19 protein-coding genes are annotated in these 19,566 nt (G+C 60.4%); 6 read left to right on the forward strand and 13 right to left on the reverse strand.

The annotated features are described in order from the left end of the window. Positions 1-89: 89 nt before the first annotated feature. A complete protein-coding gene (locus tag QMA15_RS27655) occupies positions 90-1,469 on the forward strand; it encodes a glutamate decarboxylase (RefSeq protein WP_019746876.1) in 1,380 nt (459 codons plus the stop codon). Positions 1,470-1,761: 292 nt separating this feature from the next. Continuing rightward, positions 1,762-2,610, forward strand: coding sequence for a sterol desaturase family protein (locus QMA15_RS27660; RefSeq protein WP_290287528.1), 849 nt, complete (start codon positions 1,762-1,764; stop codon positions 2,608-2,610). A gap of 18 nt (positions 2,611-2,628) precedes the next feature. Here the strand turns inward: QMA15_RS27660 and QMA15_RS27665 are convergent, their stop codons facing one another. Continuing rightward, on the reverse strand, positions 2,629-3,936 hold the full coding sequence (locus QMA15_RS27665) for an FtsX-like permease family protein (RefSeq protein ID WP_279163059.1): 1,308 nt from the start codon (positions 3,934-3,936) through the stop codon (positions 2,629-2,631). Beyond that, complete coding sequence (locus tag QMA15_RS27670) at positions 3,933-4,778, reverse strand: ABC transporter ATP-binding protein (RefSeq protein WP_133727713.1); 846 nt, start codon at positions 4,776-4,778, stop codon at positions 3,933-3,935. Before QMA15_RS27670 ends, QMA15_RS27665 begins: the two co-directional genes overlap by 4 nt. Here QMA15_RS27670 and QMA15_RS27675 point away from each other — a divergent pair. Next, entirely contained in the window at positions 4,753-5,502 is a 750-nt protein-coding gene (locus tag QMA15_RS27675) for an AraC family transcriptional regulator (RefSeq protein WP_279163058.1), read from the forward strand. The genes QMA15_RS27670 and QMA15_RS27675 overlap by 26 nt on opposite strands. A gap of 9 nt (positions 5,503-5,511) precedes the next feature. Here the strand turns inward: QMA15_RS27675 and zapE are convergent, their stop codons facing one another. Beyond that, positions 5,512-6,459 (reverse strand): cell division protein ZapE, encoded by a 948-nt coding sequence (gene zapE, locus QMA15_RS27680; protein WP_279163057.1) that lies wholly within the window; start codon positions 6,457-6,459, stop codon positions 5,512-5,514. Between the two features lie 127 nt (positions 6,460-6,586). On the opposite strand from zapE, the gene QMA15_RS27685 reads away from it, so the two are divergent. Continuing rightward, the gene (locus tag QMA15_RS27685; protein WP_279163056.1) at positions 6,587-7,153 is read left to right on the forward strand and encodes a TetR family transcriptional regulator; all 567 of its coding nucleotides are present in this window, start codon (positions 6,587-6,589) and stop codon (positions 7,151-7,153) included. Between the two features lie 10 nt (positions 7,154-7,163). Here QMA15_RS27685 and QMA15_RS27690 read toward each other — a convergent pair whose 3' ends face one another. Next, positions 7,164-8,324: a lipase family protein gene (locus tag QMA15_RS27690; RefSeq protein WP_046377918.1), complete on the reverse strand. Its 1,161-nt coding sequence runs from the start codon at positions 8,322-8,324 to the stop codon at positions 7,164-7,166. A 207-nt stretch (positions 8,325-8,531) separates the two neighbouring features. On the opposite strand from QMA15_RS27690, the gene QMA15_RS27695 reads away from it, so the two are divergent. Continuing rightward, entirely contained in the window at positions 8,532-9,326 is a 795-nt protein-coding gene (locus QMA15_RS27695; RefSeq protein ID WP_097387890.1) for a putative protein N(5)-glutamine methyltransferase, read from the forward strand. Here QMA15_RS27695 and QMA15_RS27700 read toward each other — a convergent pair. The 3 genes from QMA15_RS27700 to QMA15_RS27710 are packed head-to-tail and all read right to left on the reverse strand — an operon-like array spanning position 9,317 to position 11,730. Next, positions 9,317-9,946, reverse strand: coding sequence for a TetR/AcrR family transcriptional regulator (locus QMA15_RS27700; RefSeq protein WP_279163055.1), 630 nt, complete (start codon positions 9,944-9,946; stop codon positions 9,317-9,319). The genes QMA15_RS27695 and QMA15_RS27700 overlap by 10 nt on opposite strands. Positions 9,947-9,976: 30 nt before the next feature. After that, a complete protein-coding gene (locus tag QMA15_RS27705) occupies positions 9,977-10,777 on the reverse strand; it encodes an ABC transporter permease (RefSeq protein WP_003945537.1) in 801 nt (266 codons plus the stop codon). After that, the gene (locus QMA15_RS27710; RefSeq protein WP_003945489.1) at positions 10,774-11,730 is read right to left on the reverse strand and encodes a daunorubicin resistance protein DrrA family ABC transporter ATP-binding protein; all 957 of its coding nucleotides are present in this window, start codon (positions 11,728-11,730) and stop codon (positions 10,774-10,776) included. Before QMA15_RS27710 ends, QMA15_RS27705 begins: the two co-directional genes overlap by 4 nt. A 326-nt stretch (positions 11,731-12,056) precedes the next feature. Here QMA15_RS27710 and QMA15_RS27715 point away from each other — a divergent pair, with 326 nt between their 5' ends. After that, on the forward strand, positions 12,057-13,550 hold the full coding sequence (locus tag QMA15_RS27715; protein ID WP_279163054.1) for a glycoside hydrolase family 71 protein: 1,494 nt from the start codon (positions 12,057-12,059) through the stop codon (positions 13,548-13,550). A 30-nt stretch (positions 13,551-13,580) separates the two neighbouring features. Here the strand turns inward: QMA15_RS27715 and QMA15_RS27720 are convergent, their stop codons facing one another. The 6 genes from QMA15_RS27720 to QMA15_RS27745 form a co-directional block, all read right to left on the reverse strand. Then, entirely contained in the window at positions 13,581-15,041 is a 1,461-nt protein-coding gene (locus tag QMA15_RS27720; protein WP_021342838.1) for an MFS transporter, read from the reverse strand. Continuing rightward, positions 15,038-15,886, reverse strand: a complete 849-nt coding sequence (locus tag QMA15_RS27725; RefSeq protein WP_003945658.1) for a mycofactocin-coupled SDR family oxidoreductase — start codon at positions 15,884-15,886, stop codon at positions 15,038-15,040. Before QMA15_RS27725 ends, QMA15_RS27720 begins: the two co-directional genes overlap by 4 nt. Positions 15,887-15,989: 103 nt before the next feature. Beyond that, a complete protein-coding gene (locus QMA15_RS27730; protein WP_279163210.1) occupies positions 15,990-17,129 on the reverse strand; it encodes a serine hydrolase domain-containing protein in 1,140 nt (379 codons plus the stop codon). Between the two features lie 180 nt (positions 17,130-17,309). Further along, positions 17,310-17,720: a VOC family protein gene (locus QMA15_RS27735; RefSeq protein ID WP_003945857.1), complete on the reverse strand. Its 411-nt coding sequence runs from the start codon at positions 17,718-17,720 to the stop codon at positions 17,310-17,312. Positions 17,721-17,854: 134 nt separating this feature from the next. Beyond that, the gene (locus QMA15_RS27740; protein ID WP_290287540.1) at positions 17,855-18,856 is read right to left on the reverse strand and encodes an AraC family transcriptional regulator; all 1,002 of its coding nucleotides are present in this window, start codon (positions 18,854-18,856) and stop codon (positions 17,855-17,857) included. 54 nt (positions 18,857-18,910) lie between these two features. After that, positions 18,911-19,453 (reverse strand): GNAT family protein, encoded by a 543-nt coding sequence (locus QMA15_RS27745; RefSeq protein WP_279163052.1) that lies wholly within the window; start codon positions 19,451-19,453, stop codon positions 18,911-18,913. Positions 19,454-19,566: the final 113 nt, after the last annotated feature.

Below are 19,566 nucleotides of genomic sequence, written 5' to 3' on the forward strand. Positions count from 1 at the left end.
GCACTGCACAGCAACATCTTCACAGTCGACCACATTTGAATCACCGTCCAAGTCGTACCCCGCACGCTCGCATACTGGAGGAGAAAAAAATGTCAGACAGCTTCGCAGCTCCCACCGAAACCCTCGCACCGGCGTACACAGGACGGCTCGGCACCGATCCGATTCCAGCTCTGAAAATGCCCAAGGCCGAGTCGGATCCCGAAGCGGCGTACCGATTCATCCACGACGAACTGATGCTCGACGGCAGTTCCCGACTGAACCTGGCAACCTTCGTCACCACTTGGATGGATCCTCAGGCAGACAAGCTGATGGCCGAGACATTCGACAAGAACATGATCGACAAAGACGAGTATCCCGCGACAGCGGAGATCGAAACTCGTTGCGTCAACATGGTTGCCGACCTCTTCCACGCAGAAGGGCTGACCTCCGACCCTGCGTCCGCAACGGGGGTCTCAACGGTAGGGTCCTCCGAAGCTGTGATGCTCGGCGGCCTCGCACTCAAATGGCGCTGGCGCCAGCGCCGCGAACAAGAAGGTAAAGACACCACGAAGCCCAATCTCATCCTCGGCAGCAACGTCCAGGTCGTCTGGGAAAAGTTCTGCCGCTACTTCGACGTCGAACCAAAATACCTCCCCATGGAAAGGGGCCGCTACGTCATCACTCCCGAACAGGTCCGTGACGCCGTCGACGAGAACACCATCGGCGTGGTCGCCATCCTGGGCACTACATTCACCGGCGAGCTCGAACCCGTCGCCGAGATCGCCGAAGCCCTCGACGAGATCGCCTCAAACGGTGGTCCCGACGTCCCCCTCCACGTCGACGCTGCCAGTGGAGGTTTCGTCGTCCCGTTCCTGCACCCCGAGCTGATGTGGGACTTCAAGGTTCCGCGTGTGGTCTCGATCAACGTCAGTGGCCACAAGTACGGCATGACATATCCTGGCATCGGTTTCGTCGTCTGGCGCTCGAAAGAACACCTACCGGAAGACTTGGTGTTCCGGGTCAACTATCTCGGCGGCGACATGCCGACCTTCACCCTCAACTTCTCTCGATCTGGCAACCAGGTCGTCGGGCAGTACTACAACTTCATCCGCCTCGGCGTCGCCGGATACACCCAGATCATGGAATCGCTGCGCGACACCGCGCTTATGCTTTCCGCCGCAATCTCCAAGATCGACAACATGGCGATCATCACCGACGGCACCGCTATACCGGTCTTGTCCTTCGAAGTCGTCGACGACCCAGGCTTCACTGTCTTCGACATCTCCCACGAACTCCGGGCACGCGGATTCCAAGTGCCCGCGTACACCATGCCCGCCGACGCCGAAGATGTCGCCGTCCTGCGGATCGTGCTACGAGAAGGTTTCAGCCAAGATCTCGCGTACAAACTCGCCACCGCCCTCAACGAAGTCGTCGAGCAACTTCGTAAGAGCAACGCCGATCGACCCCAAAGGACTGCTTTCGCCCACTAACTGCTGTTGAGGGGCAGCCTCAGAACCGCTTCCCCTCAACAAGCTTCTAATTCTGGACGACCAGCTGCACCAACGAACACTTTGCAACAGGCAAAGATCGACTCCGCCTGCTAGCCCGGTCAGTGCACGCCGTTCGTACGGATCGACCGGAACCACGGTGCGTGTGCGCTCACCGCGAATAACGCACTGCGGCAGATGTGCATGTCAAACGTACGTCTGGCAGTTTCGACTGACTGAAAGTCGACCGATTCGTACAAGTCGAGAGCAACCGCTATCAAGCACCATCGATCACATGCTCACCTTCATCGTCAGATACGGGTACGTCCCGTTCATGCTCTTGGGAATCAATGGAGCCGCAATCGCGCTGGCGGCATCCGGCGCGCCGAAATGGTCACTGGTGGCATTGATTCTCTTCGCAGTGGCCTGCTCTTTCGCGGCCGAACGGGCGCTTCCCTACGAATCTTCGTGGAATGCCCCGGGACCGGACAGGTTTCGCGACGCTGTCCATGCGTTTGTCAACGAATCCCTCATCTTGGTCAGCGTCGCGGTAATCCCGTTGATGGCCGCGGTGATTCCGTTCGACGGGCTGTGGCCGAGCGGTCTTCCGTTTGTCCTTCAGGTCGTCTTCGCAGTGTTGGTTGCCGATTTCGGCATCACCGTGGTGCATTTGATCAGCCACAAGGTTGGATGGTTGTGGCGTTTCCACGCGGTTCATCACAGCCTCGAACGGTTCTACGGTATGAACGGACTGATGAAGCACCCCGTGCATCAGACTTTCGAAACCGCCGGTGGCGTCCTGCCACTGATCCTCCTCGGGATGCCCGTCCCGGTTGCCTCGGCGCTCGCGGTTTGTGTCGCTGTCCAACTCCTGCTTCAGCATTCGAATGCCGATTACCGCATCGGCCCCCTGCGTCCGATACTCGCCCTCACCGCCGGCCACCGATTCCATCACCTGAAGTGGGCGGGAATCGGTGACGTCAATTTCGGTTTGTTCACTCTGATCTGGGATCACCTTTTCCGCACTTATTCTTTCGATCCGGAAAAGCGCTTCAGCAGTGACGATCTCGGAATGGCGGCCAAACCCGACTACCCGGACGACTACCTCGGCCAGTTGGCCGAACCGTTCCGGAAACAGAACTGACGGACGATCGGTGGAGATTCAGCCCGCGAGTACCCGTCGCATGACGGGCTTGGCTGCAAACGCACTGGCCAACACCAACGCGATCCCCACAGCCAGGGTGACGCCCAACTGAACCAGCGCCATCGGAGTGGTCAATACGGCTGCCCCTGCCAGCGGGAAGAGGAACAGCAGTGCAGCGCCGGCGCCGGCCAGTGCCATCACCACCACGGGAGTGCGAACGTGCCTCATGCGGGCGCTGTCCATCACCTCGACAGGTGTGCCGGCCAAAGTGAGACTCCGATACAGCTCACGGTTGTCGAGGATCCCGGATACCTGGGTGAGCGCAGACGAGATGGCCGCCAACGTGAATGTTGCTCCGAGAGTGAACAACACCCCGGTTCTCATGTCCGCGAACAGGAACTCCTGCCCTGGTTCCAAATCCTGTCCCTCCCCGTTGCCTATCGCGGCGAGGAGAGATGTGCCTGCGGCAACGAAGCTGGCCATCGTCACACCGCTGACCGTGCGCCACACAGCCTTCGGATTATCCAGGACCCGACGCGCCGCAATCAGTGAAGCACCGTCTTTGGCGCATTTGAGCATGATCCGTCCAAGCAGCGAAATGACGAACGGACCGACCAACGCAACAACGCCGAAGCAGAGACCAAGGCCCACCAGGATTGCCGCGATGCTTGCCGCGGAGCCCCCGAATGCACTCCATCCCACAAGAACCCCCACCCCAGCCACAGCGAAGATCATCTTCGGTGCGGCGCTGGGATTGCCCGCCGTGACGCCCAACGGGCTCACGAACACCTGGCGCATCCCGAGCATCGACGTCAAAGCAGCCAGGATGGTCATTCCGAATACGATGCCCACCAGCGGAAGTGCGCCTACCCAAAGCTCACTCCACTCGAATGTCCGACCTTGAAATCTCAAGAGAGCTACGAGCGGCAACGCGAGGAGGTATCCCACCACACCGATCAACGCACCGGCCAAGCCCTGGATACCCGATTCCGCAGCGCACAGCGCAACGATCTGGCGAGGGGTGGATCCGATGAGTCGCAGCGAGGCAAGTCGTTCGTCGCGACGACGGGCGCCCAAGCGGGCCGCCGCCAGACCGAGAGTGATGGCTGGAACGATCATCAACACCGAAGCAACCCCTGCGAGTGCTAGGTACGCCTCGGCTTCGGGTTCGCTCGATCTGCCCGCGAATGCACCGTAGCCGCCGAGCACCGTCAGCAACAACGTCGTCGAGGCGGCAAATGCGGACACTGGGAGCGCGAAGGTACTCAAGGCCTTTCGCCCTTCACCGCGCACCGTCATCAATGCAACGCGCGCTGTGGCCTTCATGCCGCCACCTGTGTCCCGACGAGCGAACCGGCCTGCATCATCATCGTGCGATCACACCACCGAGCGACTTCGGCATCGTGAGTGACGACGACCAACGCAGAACCGATCTGTTGAGCCGAATCACGCAACACCCTCATCACTTCCCAACTCGTCTGCGCGTCGAGGGCACCGGTCGGCTCGTCCGCGAAGAGAACGGCGGGTTTGGTCACCAACGCTCGCGCAATCGCGACACGTTGCGACTGCCCACCCGACATCTGACCCGGGCGACGATCCTGCAGCCCATCCAGCCCCAAGGGCGCGAAGAAGCCGTGCGCCGTCCGCTTGGCTTCTGCGATGGGCAACCCGTTGAGTACGAGAGGCAGCGCGACATTCTCGATCGCCGGAAGCTCCGGCAACAGTTGGCCCGATTGAAAAACGAACCCGTACGACTCCCGTCGGAGCCGGCTGCGGTCGTTCTCACCGAGGTTCTCGATATGCCGGCCGCTCAGCAAGATTGCTCCCGAGTCGGGCTTGACGATTCCTGACATGCAATGCAGCAGTGTCGACTTCCCCGATCCTGAAGGACCCATGATGGCCGTGGCAGTGCCGGCGCGCACTTCCAGCGATACACCTCGGAGCACCGGAACGTCGCCGTACGACTTGCCCAGCGCGTGGACCGACAGGACTGCGGGTGCTTGTGCGTTGTTCATGATTCCACCTTCTCGTGAACCCTTCGCGAACACATCGGCCCAGCGCACGATCTTCGGACTGAGCTCGGTCCTACCGGAGGATGACCGGACCCCGAGCTCTGTCAGGGTCGTCACTATGATTTCCGACATGACCTGGTCCGGCGCCGTCCACATGCAGCCCGGAATTCTCATGTTCACCGGCGCAGTGGGATCCGCGCACATGCATTCGCACGCCGCTGTTCAGATCATGATCATCGACGACGGGGACGTCACGGTCACGGACGGGGACGGCCACAGTGAAGTCGTGCGGTCCGTGGTCATTCCATCCGGGGCGGTCCACGCGTTGTCCGCCTCCGAGGGTGCGTGGGGACGGGCGATCTACGTTGACTCCACCACCGGGATGGGTCTGCGCATCAGGCCACCGGAGCCGGGCCGCGGTGGTGTGGCCGACTGGTCTGACCGTGGGCAGACCGCAGTAGCGATGACGGACCGCGGCGCTGATTCGGATCTGGAATACGCAGCGAGGCTGATCGATTCACTATCCGAACACGAAAAGGCGTCGAACTTAGGCGTTCTTCACCCGGCCCTCGAGCATGCCCTGACGCTACTTCCCGAGAGAATCTCGGGGCAGGTCACACTGACGGACATCGCCGCCCTGGTCTCCATCTCGCCCGGACGGCTGGGAAGAATCTTCAACGATCAACTGCAGATGAGCTTTTCGACCTACATCCGCTGGTTACGGTTACGATGTGCCATGGAAGTGATGAGCAGTGGCGCAACTCTGACAACCAGTGCACACGAGGCCGGTTTCACCGACAGCGCCCATCTCAACCGTATCTGCCACAGTATGTTCGGGCTCACGCCCAGCGCCGCGACCGGCGGCCTCACCTGGAATTGACGCTACTCCTCAACTGACGCTGTCCATCGCCGTTCTCGCCAGTAACGACAGACGACTGTAGAGGCGCGCCAATCCGGGCACGTCCCGGAGGCTGCCTGCTACTACCTCCACACCGGCAGCGGCATACACCGTCAGTCGCGCATCGACGTCGTAGAGAACATCGACGACATTTCCGAAACGGCGAAGGGCAAATTCCGAAGCTTCGGCGAGCACCGGTACTCCGAAGATCACCCAGTCGTCGAAGCGGGAGGCGAGCTCGAGATAGTCGGCAGCCGAGGTCGAACCAGCGCACAGCACCTCGAAGTCGAACCAGACAACACCGTCTCGAATCGCCGAGCACTCCAATGTGCGCGTGCCTATCGCCAATTCGACACTTTCGCCCGAAGGCCACGTGATTCCCGAGCCGACGAGGAATTCCCCTGTCGCAAAACGGTAGTCCCCGGCACCTGGCTGACCCGCCGTCCGATAGTCGACGGAGCCACCCAATTCGATCACCTCGAGAGTCCGCTCGATCAACTCGATCGACGGAACGAACTGCTCGTGAAAAAGCGGATTCGGAAGAAGATCGGTCGGCGGGACATTGGACGTGACAACAACAGTCACACCTTTCGCGACGATTGTGTCGAGAACCCTTGCCATGAACATGGCGTCGGCGACGTCGTCGATGTGGAACTCGTCGAAACAGAGCACGCGGATTCCGTCGACGACGTGGCCCAGTGCCGCGCCCATCGACCCGAGTTCGTGCGCCCGAGAGTGCAGATCTGCAAAGAACCGATGAAAGTGAATGCGCCGCTTGCCGACTCGGATGCTCTCGTAGAACTCGTCCATGAGCATCGTCTTACCGCGGCCGACGCTACCCCAGAGGTAGATCCCTCCGCCGACCTCACCGTCGGATATCCGGGCTCGCAGGGCATCGAGAGCTTCACGTGCCGCCAACTGCTCTTCGTCCAGTAACATGAGGCTCCTCTACATCTGTAGAGTCGAGGCTAGTGACCGAAGGCAAATCGAGTCAATGTGACCCTCACGACGCGCCATCTGCAGCATGCAACTCCGGCAGCATGCAACATCGACAGCAAGGAACGACATGAAGCCCGATCGCAGAGCCCTCATTGCGGCGTCCGCCGTCACGATCATCGCCGAGCAGGGCCCGCGTGCACTCACCCACCGGGCGATTGATCAGTCCCTGGAACTTCCTGCCGGTTCGACGTCGTACTATTTCCGCACTCGCGAGGCACTTCTCGAAGCAACCGCATTGCACATCGTGCACCGGTCACGTTCGACTTTCGACGAACTCCGCGAGAGGCCCAGCGATCCTGCTGCCCTGACGGCCGAGTATCTCGACGATCTTCTCTCGCACCGCAGACACGAATTGATCGCGCGCTATGCACTGCTCCTGGAAACTCCCCGCGATTCGGCATTGCACCAACTCCTCGAAGGCAGTCTGTTTTCGTTGGAGAAGGCAAGACCCGTCTTCGAAACCGTTGGCGTTGACGACCCTGATGTCTCTGCCGCAAATTTCCTGAGCCTACTGGAGGGCTTGATCTTCGACTATTGCCTGGGATCACGTAGCCGGGACCCTCACTCCAGCGAAACCGTTCGGCAACTTCGGATCCCGATCGACATCCACCTTCACGGAGTGGGGGTCCTCTGAAAAACCTTGGTCAGCAGAGGCTTCCGGTACAAGGTTGTCGACCAGAGAACAGCGCCGCGACAAAGGGAGTGCTGTCTGGAACCGAAGCCGGGACGGTCCCCAGATGATCAGTGGGATAGGTATGGAATGCAAAGTCCACACCGTTGGCAGCGAGGTCAGCCGCGAACTTCAGTGTCAGCGGTGCCGGAACATCGATGTCCGACAACCCCTGACCGATGAAGAACGGGCGGTCGTATCCTGCGGTCGGCACAGTGAGCAGTTCACGCGCAGCCTCCATGAATACTGGATTGTCCAGCGACTTCGTCAGCACCTGCCCGAGTGTGACGGTTCCGTACTTCGTGCGCGCCTCGGTGTAGCACATGTTGTTCTCGACGTCGTCGAGGATGGTCTTGCCGAGCGGGGTCAGATACGAGTCGATGTCGATGTCCGGCCGCGAAGCACGCAGTCCGTCAAGAACGTTCGCGATGTAGACCGTCGTACCCTTGAGCGGAAGCGCCGGGAAAGCCGGACCACCGAGCGGTAGAAGATTTTCGATGTTCGAGGGGACACCAGTGGCGACAGCGCCGCGGTAGTCCAGCTCCGGCGCGTAATCAGTGGCAAGCGAAGCGGTGAACATAGTCGCCTGCCCGCCCTGCGACTGTCCCATCGCAACCCATTCGCTCGACAGGTCGTCGTCGACCGCACGAGCGGCGCGCACCATGTCCACAACGCTGTGTGCAGCGGAACGACCGTCGAGATACGGGTGAACACCAGGTGTTCCGAGCCCCACGTAGTCGGTCGTCACCACCGCGTATCCCTGCTCCAGCCAGTGACCCAGATGCGTCGCGGTCCGTTCGAGCGGAACACTGCTGCTCGGCGCACACTGATCCGCCACACCCACCGTTCCGTGCGCATAGGAGATGACCGGCCAACCACCCTCGGGCGGAGCTCCCTCTGGGCGATACACCACACCGGTGCTCGTCATCGGCGCGTCCTTCGGGCCCGTCGACCAGTACGTCACCTTTGTTGCGCTCACGGCACCCGGGATCACCCGGTCGGGACCGAGTAACTCCCGACTCACGACAGCACCCGGAGCATCATTCGGTTCCGCTCCGGCCGGCGCCGCAACTGTCAACGCCACCAAAGCACTCGCACTCAGCCCGACGAGCGTCCTACCCAGTCGCTTACTCACGTACTTCTCCTACGATTGCGGTGACGGTGCATCTGTGGTGATCGGCCCCACATCAGCCGATCGAGTTCAGACCATAGAACAGCCTTACCAATTGGTCAACCTAGATTTCCATTCCGCATCTACCGTCGTGACACGCCTGCTCGGGTAGGGTGGCGGTGTTCGATACGTGCAGGTCCCAGCGAGATCAGGAGGCCGAAAGGCTCTCTCATGTCAGCACCTGATCTCCCGACCTTCCCTGCTTCGCAGCAGAAGTCGGTGGCCGCGATTCTCCGAGCAGCAGGTTGCGTATTCGCCGAAGACGAGGCTCGCCTACTTCTTCACACCGCACGCTCTCTCGATGAACTCGACGCGATGGTCGACCGACGAGTTGCCGGCGAACCACTCGAACCTGTCCTCGGATGGGTCGAGTTCTGCGGCTTGCGTATTCACATCGACTCTGGAGTCTTCGTCCCACGCCGGCGCACCGAGTTCCTCGCCCGGCAGGCCCGCTCACTCGTCGTCTCGGGAAGCGTCGTCGTCGACATGTGTTGTGGCTCAGGAGCTGTCGGTACCGTCCTGCAGTCGACGCTCGATGCCGTCGATTTGTACGCGGTAGATGTGGAACCAGCCGCGGTGCGGTGCGCTCGCCGAAACATCACACCGCCCGAGCGCGTACTCGAAGGCGATCTCTTCGAACCACTACCAACGGAATTACTCGGTCGCGTGGATGTCGTCGTTGCCAATGCACCTTATGTCCCCACCGATTCGATCAGGCTGATGCCGCCCGAAGCCCGTCTTCACGAACCGCTGGTCTCGTTGGACGGCGGCACCGACGGACTGGACCTGCAGCGACGCATCATCGCGGACGCTGCGCCGTGGCTACGACCGGGTGGCTGTCTTCTCGTCGAGACGAGTACGGAGCAGGTCGAAATGACTGTTGAAACATTCACTCGGGGAGGTTTTCTCACTCGAGTGGCAACCTACAGTGAGACCGCGTCGACCGTGGTGATCGGTCAGTGTTGAATGCGATCGGATCCTGGCGTGGACCACTCCCGAGCGCGGGCGGCAAAGCCGTCGACAAAAAGCCCGAACGCACGATCGACGCGGGCCCGGTCCCCAGTGGCCAGAAGATCCATCGACAGACCCCGCATTTGCGAGAGCAACAGAGTAGCGACAGAGGCAACATCGTCCTCGGGGCAACCCGCTTGTCGTAGACCGGCTTCCAGTGCCTCGATCCAATCGCCTACAAAACGGTCCAGGAACCGTCCGTAGCGTTCGCGGTCGCCGAGCGCGAGGGCGTAAATCTCGACCATCACTCGGAACCGCGGCAGGACCTCCGGCGTCGTACGTTCGGTCCACCACGCGGTCAGCACTGCCGCCGGATCGACCCCCGGTTTCATCGGAACCGCAATCGGAATGGACTCACCACGCATGTTCTCGATGACCTCGGAGAGCAGGTTCTCCTTGCTCTCGAAATGGTTGAGCAACGACGCATGCGACACACCTACGGCCTTGGCGAGCTGCCTCACCGTCAGTTCCCCGACACCGTTGTCGATGACATAGCGGGTCAGCGCGTCGAGCAACTCCTCACGCCGCCCGGCGTATCTCAGGCTGCGTTTGTCGATGCGTTCGGGCTCCGGCACATACCCACCCTACCGGCCGGAATCACCAGGTCAGCGGCTGACTGCCTTCTGATACCGACGAATAGCGAACGGCACGAAGACGATCAGCAAACCGAAAGTCCACAACAACGACGCGATGACCGGATTCTGCAGTGGCCACGCATCCGGAACCGTCATCGCAGGATTGGTATTGCCGAACAGTTCACGCACCGCCTGAGTCACCGCCGACACAGGATTCCACTCGGCGATCACTTTGAGCGGGCCGGGAAGATTGGTGGTCTCGACAAAAGTGTTCGCGATGAACGACAGCGGAAAGATGACGATGAAACTCGCGTTGTTGAACACCTCCGGCGTGCGGATCCAAAGCCCGACAACAGCCATGACCCATGACAATGCGTACGCGAAGAACAGAAGCAGCGCATAACCGGCCACCGCTTCGAGGAAGCTGGAATGGATGCGCCACCCCACCAGAAGACCGGTCAACGACATGACCACCAAGCTGATGACGTTGATCAACACGTCACTCGATGTTCGGCCGGTCAGCACGGCAGACGGAGCCATGGGCAGCGATCGAAATCTGTCGATGATTCCTTTCTGAATGTCTTCGACCATCCCCAAACCAGTCCAGGTAGCACCGAATATGACCGTCTGCGTGAAGATTCCGGCGATCAGGAACTCTCGATACGACGTGCCCGGGACGGAGATCGCGCTGCCGAACACGTATGCGAACAAGAGCACGAACATGATCGGCGACAAAGTGGTGAACACCAGCAGATCCGGAACGCGCTTGATCTTGATCAAGTTTCGCCTGGCGATGGTCAAACCGTCTTCGAGCGCCATCTGCACGGTCATTTCTGATCCTCCAGTTCAGCCTGGTGCCCGGTCAGTGTGAGAAAGACATCGTCGAGAGTGGGCCGGCGCAGACCGACGTCGAACACCCGAATGCCTCGTGCCGACAGGAGATTCAGCGCTGCGACCAACGCATCGGTACCGTCGTCGACAGGAACGGTGACGCGACGGACATTCTCTTGAACCTGAATGTCCCCCACGGCAAGCGAGCGCAATTCTTCTCGGACGATGTCGAGATGTTCGACCTCGTGCACACTCAGTTCGATGCGCTCACCCCCGACCCGCGCCTTCAGCTGATCTGCAGTACCGCGCGCGATGACCGAGCCGCGGTCGATGACGGCGATCTGGTCGGCCAACCTCTCGGCTTCCTCCATGTATTGCGTCGTGAGCAACAGTGTTGTCCCCTGCGCCACCAGCCCTTCGATGACATCCCAGAGACCGAGTCGCGCACGAGGATCGAGGCCGGTGGTCGGCTCGTCCAGAAACAACACCTGCGGCCGAGCAACCAATGCGCCGGCCAGATCGAGACGGCGGCGCATTCCGCCGGAATAGCCCTTGACCGGCCGATCGCCAGCCTCGACGAGATCGAACTGCTCGAGCAATTCACGCGCTCGTGCCTTACTGCTTCGGGCGCCGAGGTGATACAGCCTCCCGACCATGTCCAAGTTCTCATAGCCCGTCAGGTACTCGTCGACCGCGGCATACTGACCCGAAGCACCGATCTTGGACCGCAACGCCCGCGCATCCTCGACCACGTCCAGCCCGGCAACCTTGGCGCGTCCACCGTCCGGAATGAGCAGCGTCGTGAATATCCTTACCGCAGTGGTTTTTCCGGCGCCGTTGGGGCCCAACAGGGCCATCACCGAACCCTCGCGCACTTCCAGGTCGATGCCGTCCAATGCCGTGACGTCGCCGTACTTCTTGACCAGCCCCTCGGCCACAATCGCTTCGGTCATGAGCCCTCCCGCATCGGTAATCCGTCGGTAGTCCGTTCCCCAGTGTGACCCAGGAGGCCGACACATTCCAGGATTTCACGCAGCAGTCCTGCAAACGGGCCCCGACAGGACCCAACCGTCGTGACTCCTCACGATTCGGCTCGCTCGCGTATTCAAGTGGACGAGAGTGCCCCGGATTTCAATTCATGTTAGCGTCGCAAAGTTCGTGCCTCAGAATGCACTCCAAACAAATTTCTCTACAGCCGAAGAATCTGACCTGGAGGATAACTCCCATGCGTTTCATCCCTATGCGACGGTACGCAATCCTACCGAAAACAATCCGTCTCATGTGCCTCTCGACGGCAATCGCACTATCGCTCACATTTGCCTATTCCTATCAGGGGCAAGGGCACACAGAATCACCTACGTTTGCTCCCACTGCTCTTTCTGCCAATCCGGAATCTGCTGCTCTCCCCTTCGACATTCCGGACCGGGCAACGCTGAACGGACGGAAGGTATTCGGACATTATTTTCCGCCGTACCCCGTATCTATCGACAACGCGACCCCGAACAGCGACTTCTACACAACTCAGTACATGACAGTGCATGGAGAGAACAATGCACACGTCAACTCAGCTGGATTCATCCGCGATCGGCCTGCTTCACGCCCTCCGATCACAGATCCCCAGTGGCGTCAGAGAGATCTCGAAACTGAAGTTCGTCAGGCGGTCGCTGCTGGGCTCGACGGGTTCTCTGTCGACATCATGGCCAAGGCAACGGACACCAGTTGGTGGGGTTCAATCATTCCCGGCGCGCTCATGCAAGCCGCAGCCACAGTAGATCCGAATTTCAAAGTAATGCTCACGCCCGATATGAGCGCTTCTTTCAATAACATGACGCCTGCAGAGCTCGCCGCAGAAATGGCACCATATGCGACAAAACCGTCCGTATTCAAACTTGCGGACGGACGCCTCGTTATTTCCCCATTTCTTGCAGAAGCCAAAAGTCCAACATGGTGGTCGCAGTTCATCACCCTGATGAGTCAGTCCTATGGGATAAATGTCGCATTAGTTCCGGTGTTTTTAGACGCAGCGGCAAACCGCAATGCGTTTGCCTCCATCAGCTATGGCATGTCGAGTTGGGGAAACCGGAATCCGGCGGGAAACCCAGTGGTCAACAGCCCAAATACTCCGCTTGATTTGGCTGCCGCGGCTCATGCGTTGGGAAAGATCTGGATGCAATCGGTCTCCTTCCAAGACGTCAGACCGAACCAGGCCATCTACGACGAAGCGGAAAACACACAGAATCTTCGCAATACCTGGCAGATCGCGCTCGATTCAGGCAGCGAATGGGTCCAACTGACAACCTGGAACGATTACAGCGAGGGGACTTCCTTCGCTCCCAGCGCCGGGCACGGACGCTCCCTGCTGGACATCAACGCCTACGGTCTGTACTGGTTCCGGTCAGGGGTAATGCCGACGATCGTCCGCGATACTGCCTATTTGAGTTATCGAACGCAGAAAGTATCCGCAGTGCCTGCCAACCCTTCGACACCCCCGATGTCACTGCGCCAATGGTCATCCCCCGCTCGCGACACCGTCGAGGTTCTCACCTTCTTGACCGCTCCCGCAGTCGTCAAAGTGACGGTGGGAACCACGACAACCACCTGCAATGCCCCGGCCGGGATGAGCAGCTGCATCGCCCCGTTGAAAGTAGGTTCCATCAAGGCTTCTGTCGTTCGCGGCACTACCGAGGTGTCCCGGGTGAGTTCGCACGCTGCGGTAACGGCCACCCCGTACAACCAGAATCTTGAGTACCTGGTTGATTCCAGTCGGAGATAACGGTGACGAAGATCGGGTGAGTCCGACAACTCACCCGATCTTCGTTGCGCCATCGGTTTCGGCTGCAATTGGTAACTCGGGCAGCGATACCGCCCCCGTCCGCTCCACCTTCACTGCCAACGTCACCGCGGCGGCCAGTGCTGATACGCCCGCTCCGATCCAGTACAAAACCGCGAACGAATGCAGGGTCGGCACAGCGCTCGCACCGATCACCACCGTTGAACTGGCCAATACCGCTGCCGCAACGGCGCTTCCGGTGGAGGTACCGACCGAACGGAGCAGGCTGTTGAATCCGTTGGCCGAGGCAGTCTGATGGATCGGCGCAGATTCGGTGATCAGAGTCGGCATGGCTGCCAGGGAAAATGCCACACCGGCCGATACCACGGCAGCGCCGATCACGATATTGACCAACGTCGGCGCCAACAGCACACGCAAGACATATCCGATTGCAATGACGATCGCACCCGACGCCAACGTAGCCTTCGCTCCCCATCGCCTCGTCACTTTCGACGACACCGGCGCCAATCCGATCATCAGGACTCCGCCCGGCATCATCGCCAGTCCGGCTTCGGCAGCCGAGAGTCCGAGACCGTCCGCCGACGCCAGGGGCAACTGAAGTTCCTGCGTTGCCGCCAACGCGCTGATGAACATGGCAAAACCGAGTAATACTGCGCAGACGTTCGAAACCAGAATCGGAGCGCGAAGGGAAGTCCGCAGATCGACCAGCGGTGCCGGCGTGTGCAGTTCCCACGGAATCCATCCACAGAGCAAGACCACGCCGGACGCGATCAGAACCAGAACCTCGGGGCTTGCCCAGCCCCATTCGGTTCCTTTCGAAACGGCCAGCAGCAGTGCAGTCATAGCGAGTGTGAGGACCGTGGCCCCCAGAAAGTCGAAGCGTCCGCGACTCTTCACCGCCGATTCCGGCACCACCAGCGGCAAGACGACTATCAGTACTACCCCAAATCCACCGGTGACCCAGAAAAGCGCGGGTAGTCCCCAGTGCGCCGAGATCACCCCAGCCATCGGCATACCGAACATGCCACCGATCCCCAACGTCGCACTCATGAGAGCTACTGCACCACTGAGCTTTTCCGGAGGAAGGACATCGCGCATGATACTGATTCCGACGGGCAGAAGTGCCGTCGCGAACCCCTGCAACGAGCGCCCGAGGATCAGTAACCAGAAACTCTGGCTGAGCGCAGCAACCATGCAGCCGACGATCATCACGGCAAGACAGACGAGCATCATCGCGCGCTTGCCGAACATGTCGGCGAGTCTGCCGATGAGAGGGGTTGCGACGGCACCGGTCAGCAACGTCGAGGTCACCAGCCAGGAAGCGGTGGACGACGATACTCCCGATGCCGTCGCGAACGCAGGCAGGACCGGCACCACCAAGGTCTGTTGCAGCGCGACCACCACACCGCTCAGACTCAGGACGCCGACGACCCACCCGGTCCGCGCTTTCGCGCGAACAGTCTTGTCCGTCAAGCGTTCGAGCGAGCGGCTACTCCGGCGTCGACAGGAACCACGATGCCACTCATGTGGGCACTCGCGTCGGCGGCGAGGAACAGGACTACTCGCGTGATCTCGAAGGGATCCAGCCAACCGACCGGCTGCGCATGCAGAGTCGCGTACACGGGTTCGACGTCGTCTGCCGTCGGCGATTCGAGGTCAGGCCGCATCATTGCGTACATCATGTCGTTGTGAATCATCGGCGTCGAGATATTCCCCGGCGCAATAGCATTCACGGTCACACCCGAGTTGGCCAGTTCGAGCGACACACTCTTCGTCAAACCGATGACGCCCCATTTGGAGGCGCCGTACGCCGCCATCTGGGTGCCACCGGATCGACCCATCATCGAGGAAATCGTGATGATGCGACCGTAACCACGTTCCGCCATTCCACCTGACACGGCCGCAACGGTGTTGAACACACCAGTCAGGTTCGACGAGATGACTTCGTTCCACTGTGCCGACGTCATCGACGTGATCGGAGCGGGCACGGACACACCGGCATTCGCGACGGCGATGTCGACACGGCCGAACTCGGCTTCAGCGCGGGCAACGAGCGCGTCCATTGCGTCGCGATCAGCAGTGTCTGCCTTGACGGCAATGCACCGACGACCGGTGGCTTCCACCAAACGAACAGTTTCCTTCAGATCCTCCTCGTTTGCGAGGGGGTAGGCGACGACATCACTGTTCTCGCACCGGTCGCAGATCACGATGTCCGCGCCACGCTCCGCGAATGCAACAGCGTGGGCGCGCCCCTGACCGCGTGCGGCGCCGGTGATCAGTGCAACTTTTCCTTCGAAGCTGCCTTCGAGGCTGTTCATGCCGTCTCCTAGTTCGTCGTATGCAAGCGTGCGCTGTACTGCATGCGTACTCCGAACCCGCCCGAAAGAAACAGTCGATCCCGGACAGCGGGAATCCAGCCGATCACTGGTAAACGGCGGTCTCGAATTCCAGGTATCCGTTGATGGATCCAGCGTCCGCGAACGGCAGAATCTGCGTTGCCCAGAACCCGCCGACGCCGGTCTGCCGGTCGATCCAGTAATAGAGGTTGGCAAGACCCGCCCAAGCCAGCGATCCGGCCGGCCTACCGGTGGGTGCCACCTCTTCATTTGTCATGAAGGAGTATGCCCATCCCTTGGGTACACCGGGGAAGAATTCCGCATCGTTGGACAGCGTCGGGAGAACTCCGGGCAACAACCCCACGTGCTGGCCTTCGAGCCCGTTCTGAACGGCTGCAGCTACCGTCTCCGGCGACAATACGCGACCCGAAGTGCCCGCGCCGTCGTTGAGCCACATACGAATGAACTTCATGTAGTCGCCGACAGTGCCGTGCAAACCGTGACCACCCATGTGCACCTCGGGTTCGGCCGGGAGCTCGAATCCGATGAGCGGAGTGAGGCTTCCGTCGCTATCACGCTGATGGATCGGCGCAAGTCGATCCTTCATCGACGGGCTCATCGTGAATGCCGTATCGGCCATCTCGAGAGGTTCGAAGATGCGCTCACGCATGACATCGCCGAGTCGCTGACCTCTAATCGACTCGACGACCTGTCCGGCCCAGTCGATGTTGGTGCCGTACTCCCAATTCTCACCCGGGTCGAAGAGCAGCGGTGTCGTGAGCGCCGCTTTGCTACACGTGATCACGCTGGGCTGCCCATGTTCCTGCGAGAGCCGGTTGTACGACTCGTTGAAGAAGTCGTAGCCGAACCCTGCAGTGTGAAGGAGCAGCATGCGAGTGGTGATGTCGCGCTTGGGTTCCCGAAGAACGGGGTTTCCACCGGCGTCGAAACCGTCCAGGACCTTCAGCTCACCGATGTCGGGAACATAGGTCGCTGCAGGTGCATCGAGATCGAGCAACCCCTCCTCCACACATTGCAAGACAGCGGTACCGGTGATCGCCTTGGTGGTGGAGAAGAGCGCAAAGGTTGTATCGAAGGTCATCGGAACGCCGGAACCGAGAGTCCGCTCACCCGCAGCACCCTCGTAGATGTTGCCTTCTCGATCCGTGATCATCGCGACCACACCCGGGACGCGATCAGCCCCCTGAGTTGCTCGCGCCAGCACGTCGTCGAGGCGCTGCTTCGAAAGGGGCTTCCGCGCAATATCTTCGATCGTCACTGCATTTCTCCATCCGACTTGCAACTTGTCTTGTCGAACAGAATGTAACGGCGATCACACACCTGGCTCTGCCTCGAAACGGCAGGAAAACTGTCTCGTTTCGGCAGAACCGGGCAGAGTCTGGAGTCAGCTCTGGGGCGCTCCGATATTCACCAGCCAGGAAATGCCGAATTTGTCTGTACAGGCGCCGAATTCGTCGCCCCACATCTGCTTCTCGAGCGGAACGCTGACCGTACCCGTTCCCGACAGTTGCTCCCAGTACCCGCGCAGCACATCGCCGTCGTCGCCGCTGAGGCTCACCGTGATGTTGTCGCCGGGGTTGTACGGCATGCCGGGCGGAGTGTCGGCACCCATCAGGGTGTATCCCTGATCGGTTTCGAGCATTCCGTGCATGATCTTGTCCCCGCCTTCGCCGGGATTGCCGAATTCACCGAACGTGCTCAGCGCCAGCGTGCCACCGAAAATGCCTTTGTAGAACTCCAACGCTTCACGCGCGTTACCGTTGAAACTGATGTACGGATTGAGTCGAGTTGCCATGACGTACTCCTAGCTCGTGGGATTGCTGTCACGTTCGATTTCAATCCTTGCAGAACGCTCCGACACGAAACAACGGATCATCGCAGTTCATCGAGTGCGTAAACCGATCGTCATGACCGTTCAAACAACTGTCCTCAGAGTGGGTTCCGAGTCTCGGAAGGCAACTCTCCGAACCGTTTCCGGTAGGCGGCCGCAAACATGCCCAGATTGACGTAGCCCCAGGCGTTGGCGATTTCGGAGACGGTTCTCCCATCGGAACGCAACAGTTCGCTGCGCACCCCCTCCAGCCGACGCGCGCGCAATCGTTGCCCCGGCGTGGTGTCTCGGTACCGTCGAAATCCCGCAGTGAGCGCCCGGACGCTGACACCCACCGCAGCGGCGATCTCGGACGCCGTCGGCACCGAGCGCGCAAACGTGTCGATGTACTCCTCCGCCGATCGCACATAGGCCGGTTCGGCGGAGGCGACGTCGACACCGAGTTGCAACCCGGCCTGCGTCGCCCACTCGTCGAGAAGCTGAGCCGTGATGAGTTCTTGAACTCTGGCGCCCAGCCTTTCACCCGACATCGCGTCAGGTGACTCTGCAATTGCGCGAACGACATAGTCCATCAATGCCAGCCAACTCGAACCCCGCCCGCCGATGGTGCACTTGTGCCGCCACAGACGATCGTCGGGAACCGCCCCGTACCACTGCCGGGCGTGGTCGGCGACAAGCTGATGCGGCACAGTGAGATTCAGCTGCAGATGATCCTCGTCGAATTCGACGAAATAGTCGGTCCGACTACAGTCCGCGACAAAGGTCTCCCCCACGGCAGTATTTGCCGCAGCTCCCCGGCCAAGGGCATGTCGGCCGTTGCCTCTGATCGTCGTCAGAACCAGAATGTTTCCGGCCTCAGGAGAACATTCACCGACAGAGACCGGAATGCCGTAGCAGAATCGGGTGACGTCGATCTTGCCCACCGCCGCCGAGTACATGTCCGAAGCCGGCTTCAACCGACTTCCGATCGGCGTGACCGTATACGGCATGTAGATGTTGTCGGACCATTCCTTGATGCGGTCCCAGTCCCGAGAAAAGGCCTGGTGATGCTGCATAGTGGGCCGGCCGGCCGCGTCGATGAGCAAGGCATCCTCGAACATGGTTCGAGTATCGCACCAGGGCCCGGGAAGGTCACGAAAGTGTGCTGACGCGGTCTATGGCTGTACGGCGGCAGATCGTGTTGCAGCAAAAAGCAGTGAATCCACCGCGGTCCCCCGGATCACCATGTGTGCCCTCATCCGCCCCTCCTCCACCATTCCGATTTTGGTGAGCACCGACGCCGACGCCGAGTTCTCCGGACGACACGTTGCCTGCACCCGCTGTGCTCCAAGGCGAGCGAAGGCGAGTCCCAGGACCGCACTCCCTGCCTCGGATGCATAACCTCGTCCTTGGGACTTCGGGTTCACGACAAAACCGAGTTCCGCCCGCCGGTGCGCGGCGGACACTTCCCACACAGCTACCGAACCGATGACCGTTCCATCAGCCTTCGACGTGATGGCCAGGGTGAACGTGCGACGTTCGACGAGCGCAGCTTCGAGTGCCGTGTCAGCCAGGAATGCCCTGGTCATCGCAGGGGTGTTCGGCCCCCAATCAACATATCTACAGACGGCAGGGTCGGACGCGTACTGATGGACGGCATCTTCATCCGCGACAGTGAAATCTCGAAGAACAAGGCGTTCCGTAGTCAACGTGAACATCCAGCGATCCTAGAGCGAGCCCGAAAGCACCTCTTGACTCGAACGCATGTTCGAGTATGATTTGGGGAGGGGATCGGGGGATTCAATGAGTGTTCTGTTGTCGGATGTGGTGT

The organism is Rhodococcus sp. APC 3903 (genome assembly GCF_030407755.1).
GTDB classification, from domain to species: domain Bacteria; phylum Actinomycetota; class Actinomycetes; order Mycobacteriales; family Mycobacteriaceae; genus Rhodococcus_F; species Rhodococcus_F erythropolis.

Coding starts and splice junctions, on each gene's coding strand:
- QMA15_RS27655 (WP_019746876.1), top strand. CDS start 90: ATGTCAGACAGCTTCGCAGCTCCCACCGAAACCCTCGCACCGGCGTAC.
- QMA15_RS27660 (WP_290287528.1), top strand. CDS start 1,762: ATGCTCACCTTCATCGTCAGATACGGGTACGTCCCGTTCATGCTCTTG.
- QMA15_RS27665 (WP_279163059.1), bottom strand. CDS start 3,936: ATGAAGGCCACAGCGCGCGTTGCATTGATGACGGTGCGCGGTGAAGGG.
- QMA15_RS27675 (WP_279163058.1), top strand. CDS start 4,753: ATGACCTGGTCCGGCGCCGTCCACATGCAGCCCGGAATTCTCATGTTC.
- QMA15_RS27670 (WP_133727713.1), bottom strand. CDS start 4,778: ATGTGGACGGCGCCGGACCAGGTCATGTCGGAAATCATAGTGACGACC.
- zapE (WP_279163057.1), bottom strand. CDS start 6,459: ATGTTACTGGACGAAGAGCAGTTGGCGGCACGTGAAGCTCTCGATGCC.
- QMA15_RS27685 (WP_279163056.1), top strand. CDS start 6,587: ATGAAGCCCGATCGCAGAGCCCTCATTGCGGCGTCCGCCGTCACGATC.
- QMA15_RS27695 (WP_097387890.1), top strand. CDS start 8,532: ATGTCAGCACCTGATCTCCCGACCTTCCCTGCTTCGCAGCAGAAGTCG.
- QMA15_RS27705 (WP_003945537.1), bottom strand. CDS start 10,777: ATGACCGTGCAGATGGCGCTCGAAGACGGTTTGACCATCGCCAGGCGA.
- QMA15_RS27710 (WP_003945489.1), bottom strand. CDS start 11,730: ATGACCGAAGCGATTGTGGCCGAGGGGCTGGTCAAGAAGTACGGCGAC.
- QMA15_RS27715 (WP_279163054.1), top strand. CDS start 12,057: ATGTGCCTCTCGACGGCAATCGCACTATCGCTCACATTTGCCTATTCC.
- QMA15_RS27725 (WP_003945658.1), bottom strand. CDS start 15,886: ATGAACAGCCTCGAAGGCAGCTTCGAAGGAAAAGTTGCACTGATCACC.
- QMA15_RS27735 (WP_003945857.1), bottom strand. CDS start 17,720: ATGGCAACTCGACTCAATCCGTACATCAGTTTCAACGGTAACGCGCGT.
- QMA15_RS27740 (WP_290287540.1), bottom strand. CDS start 18,856: ATGTTCGAGGATGCCTTGCTCATCGACGCGGCCGGCCGGCCCACTATG.
- QMA15_RS27745 (WP_279163052.1), bottom strand. CDS start 19,453: ATGTTCACGTTGACTACGGAACGCCTTGTTCTTCGAGATTTCACTGTC.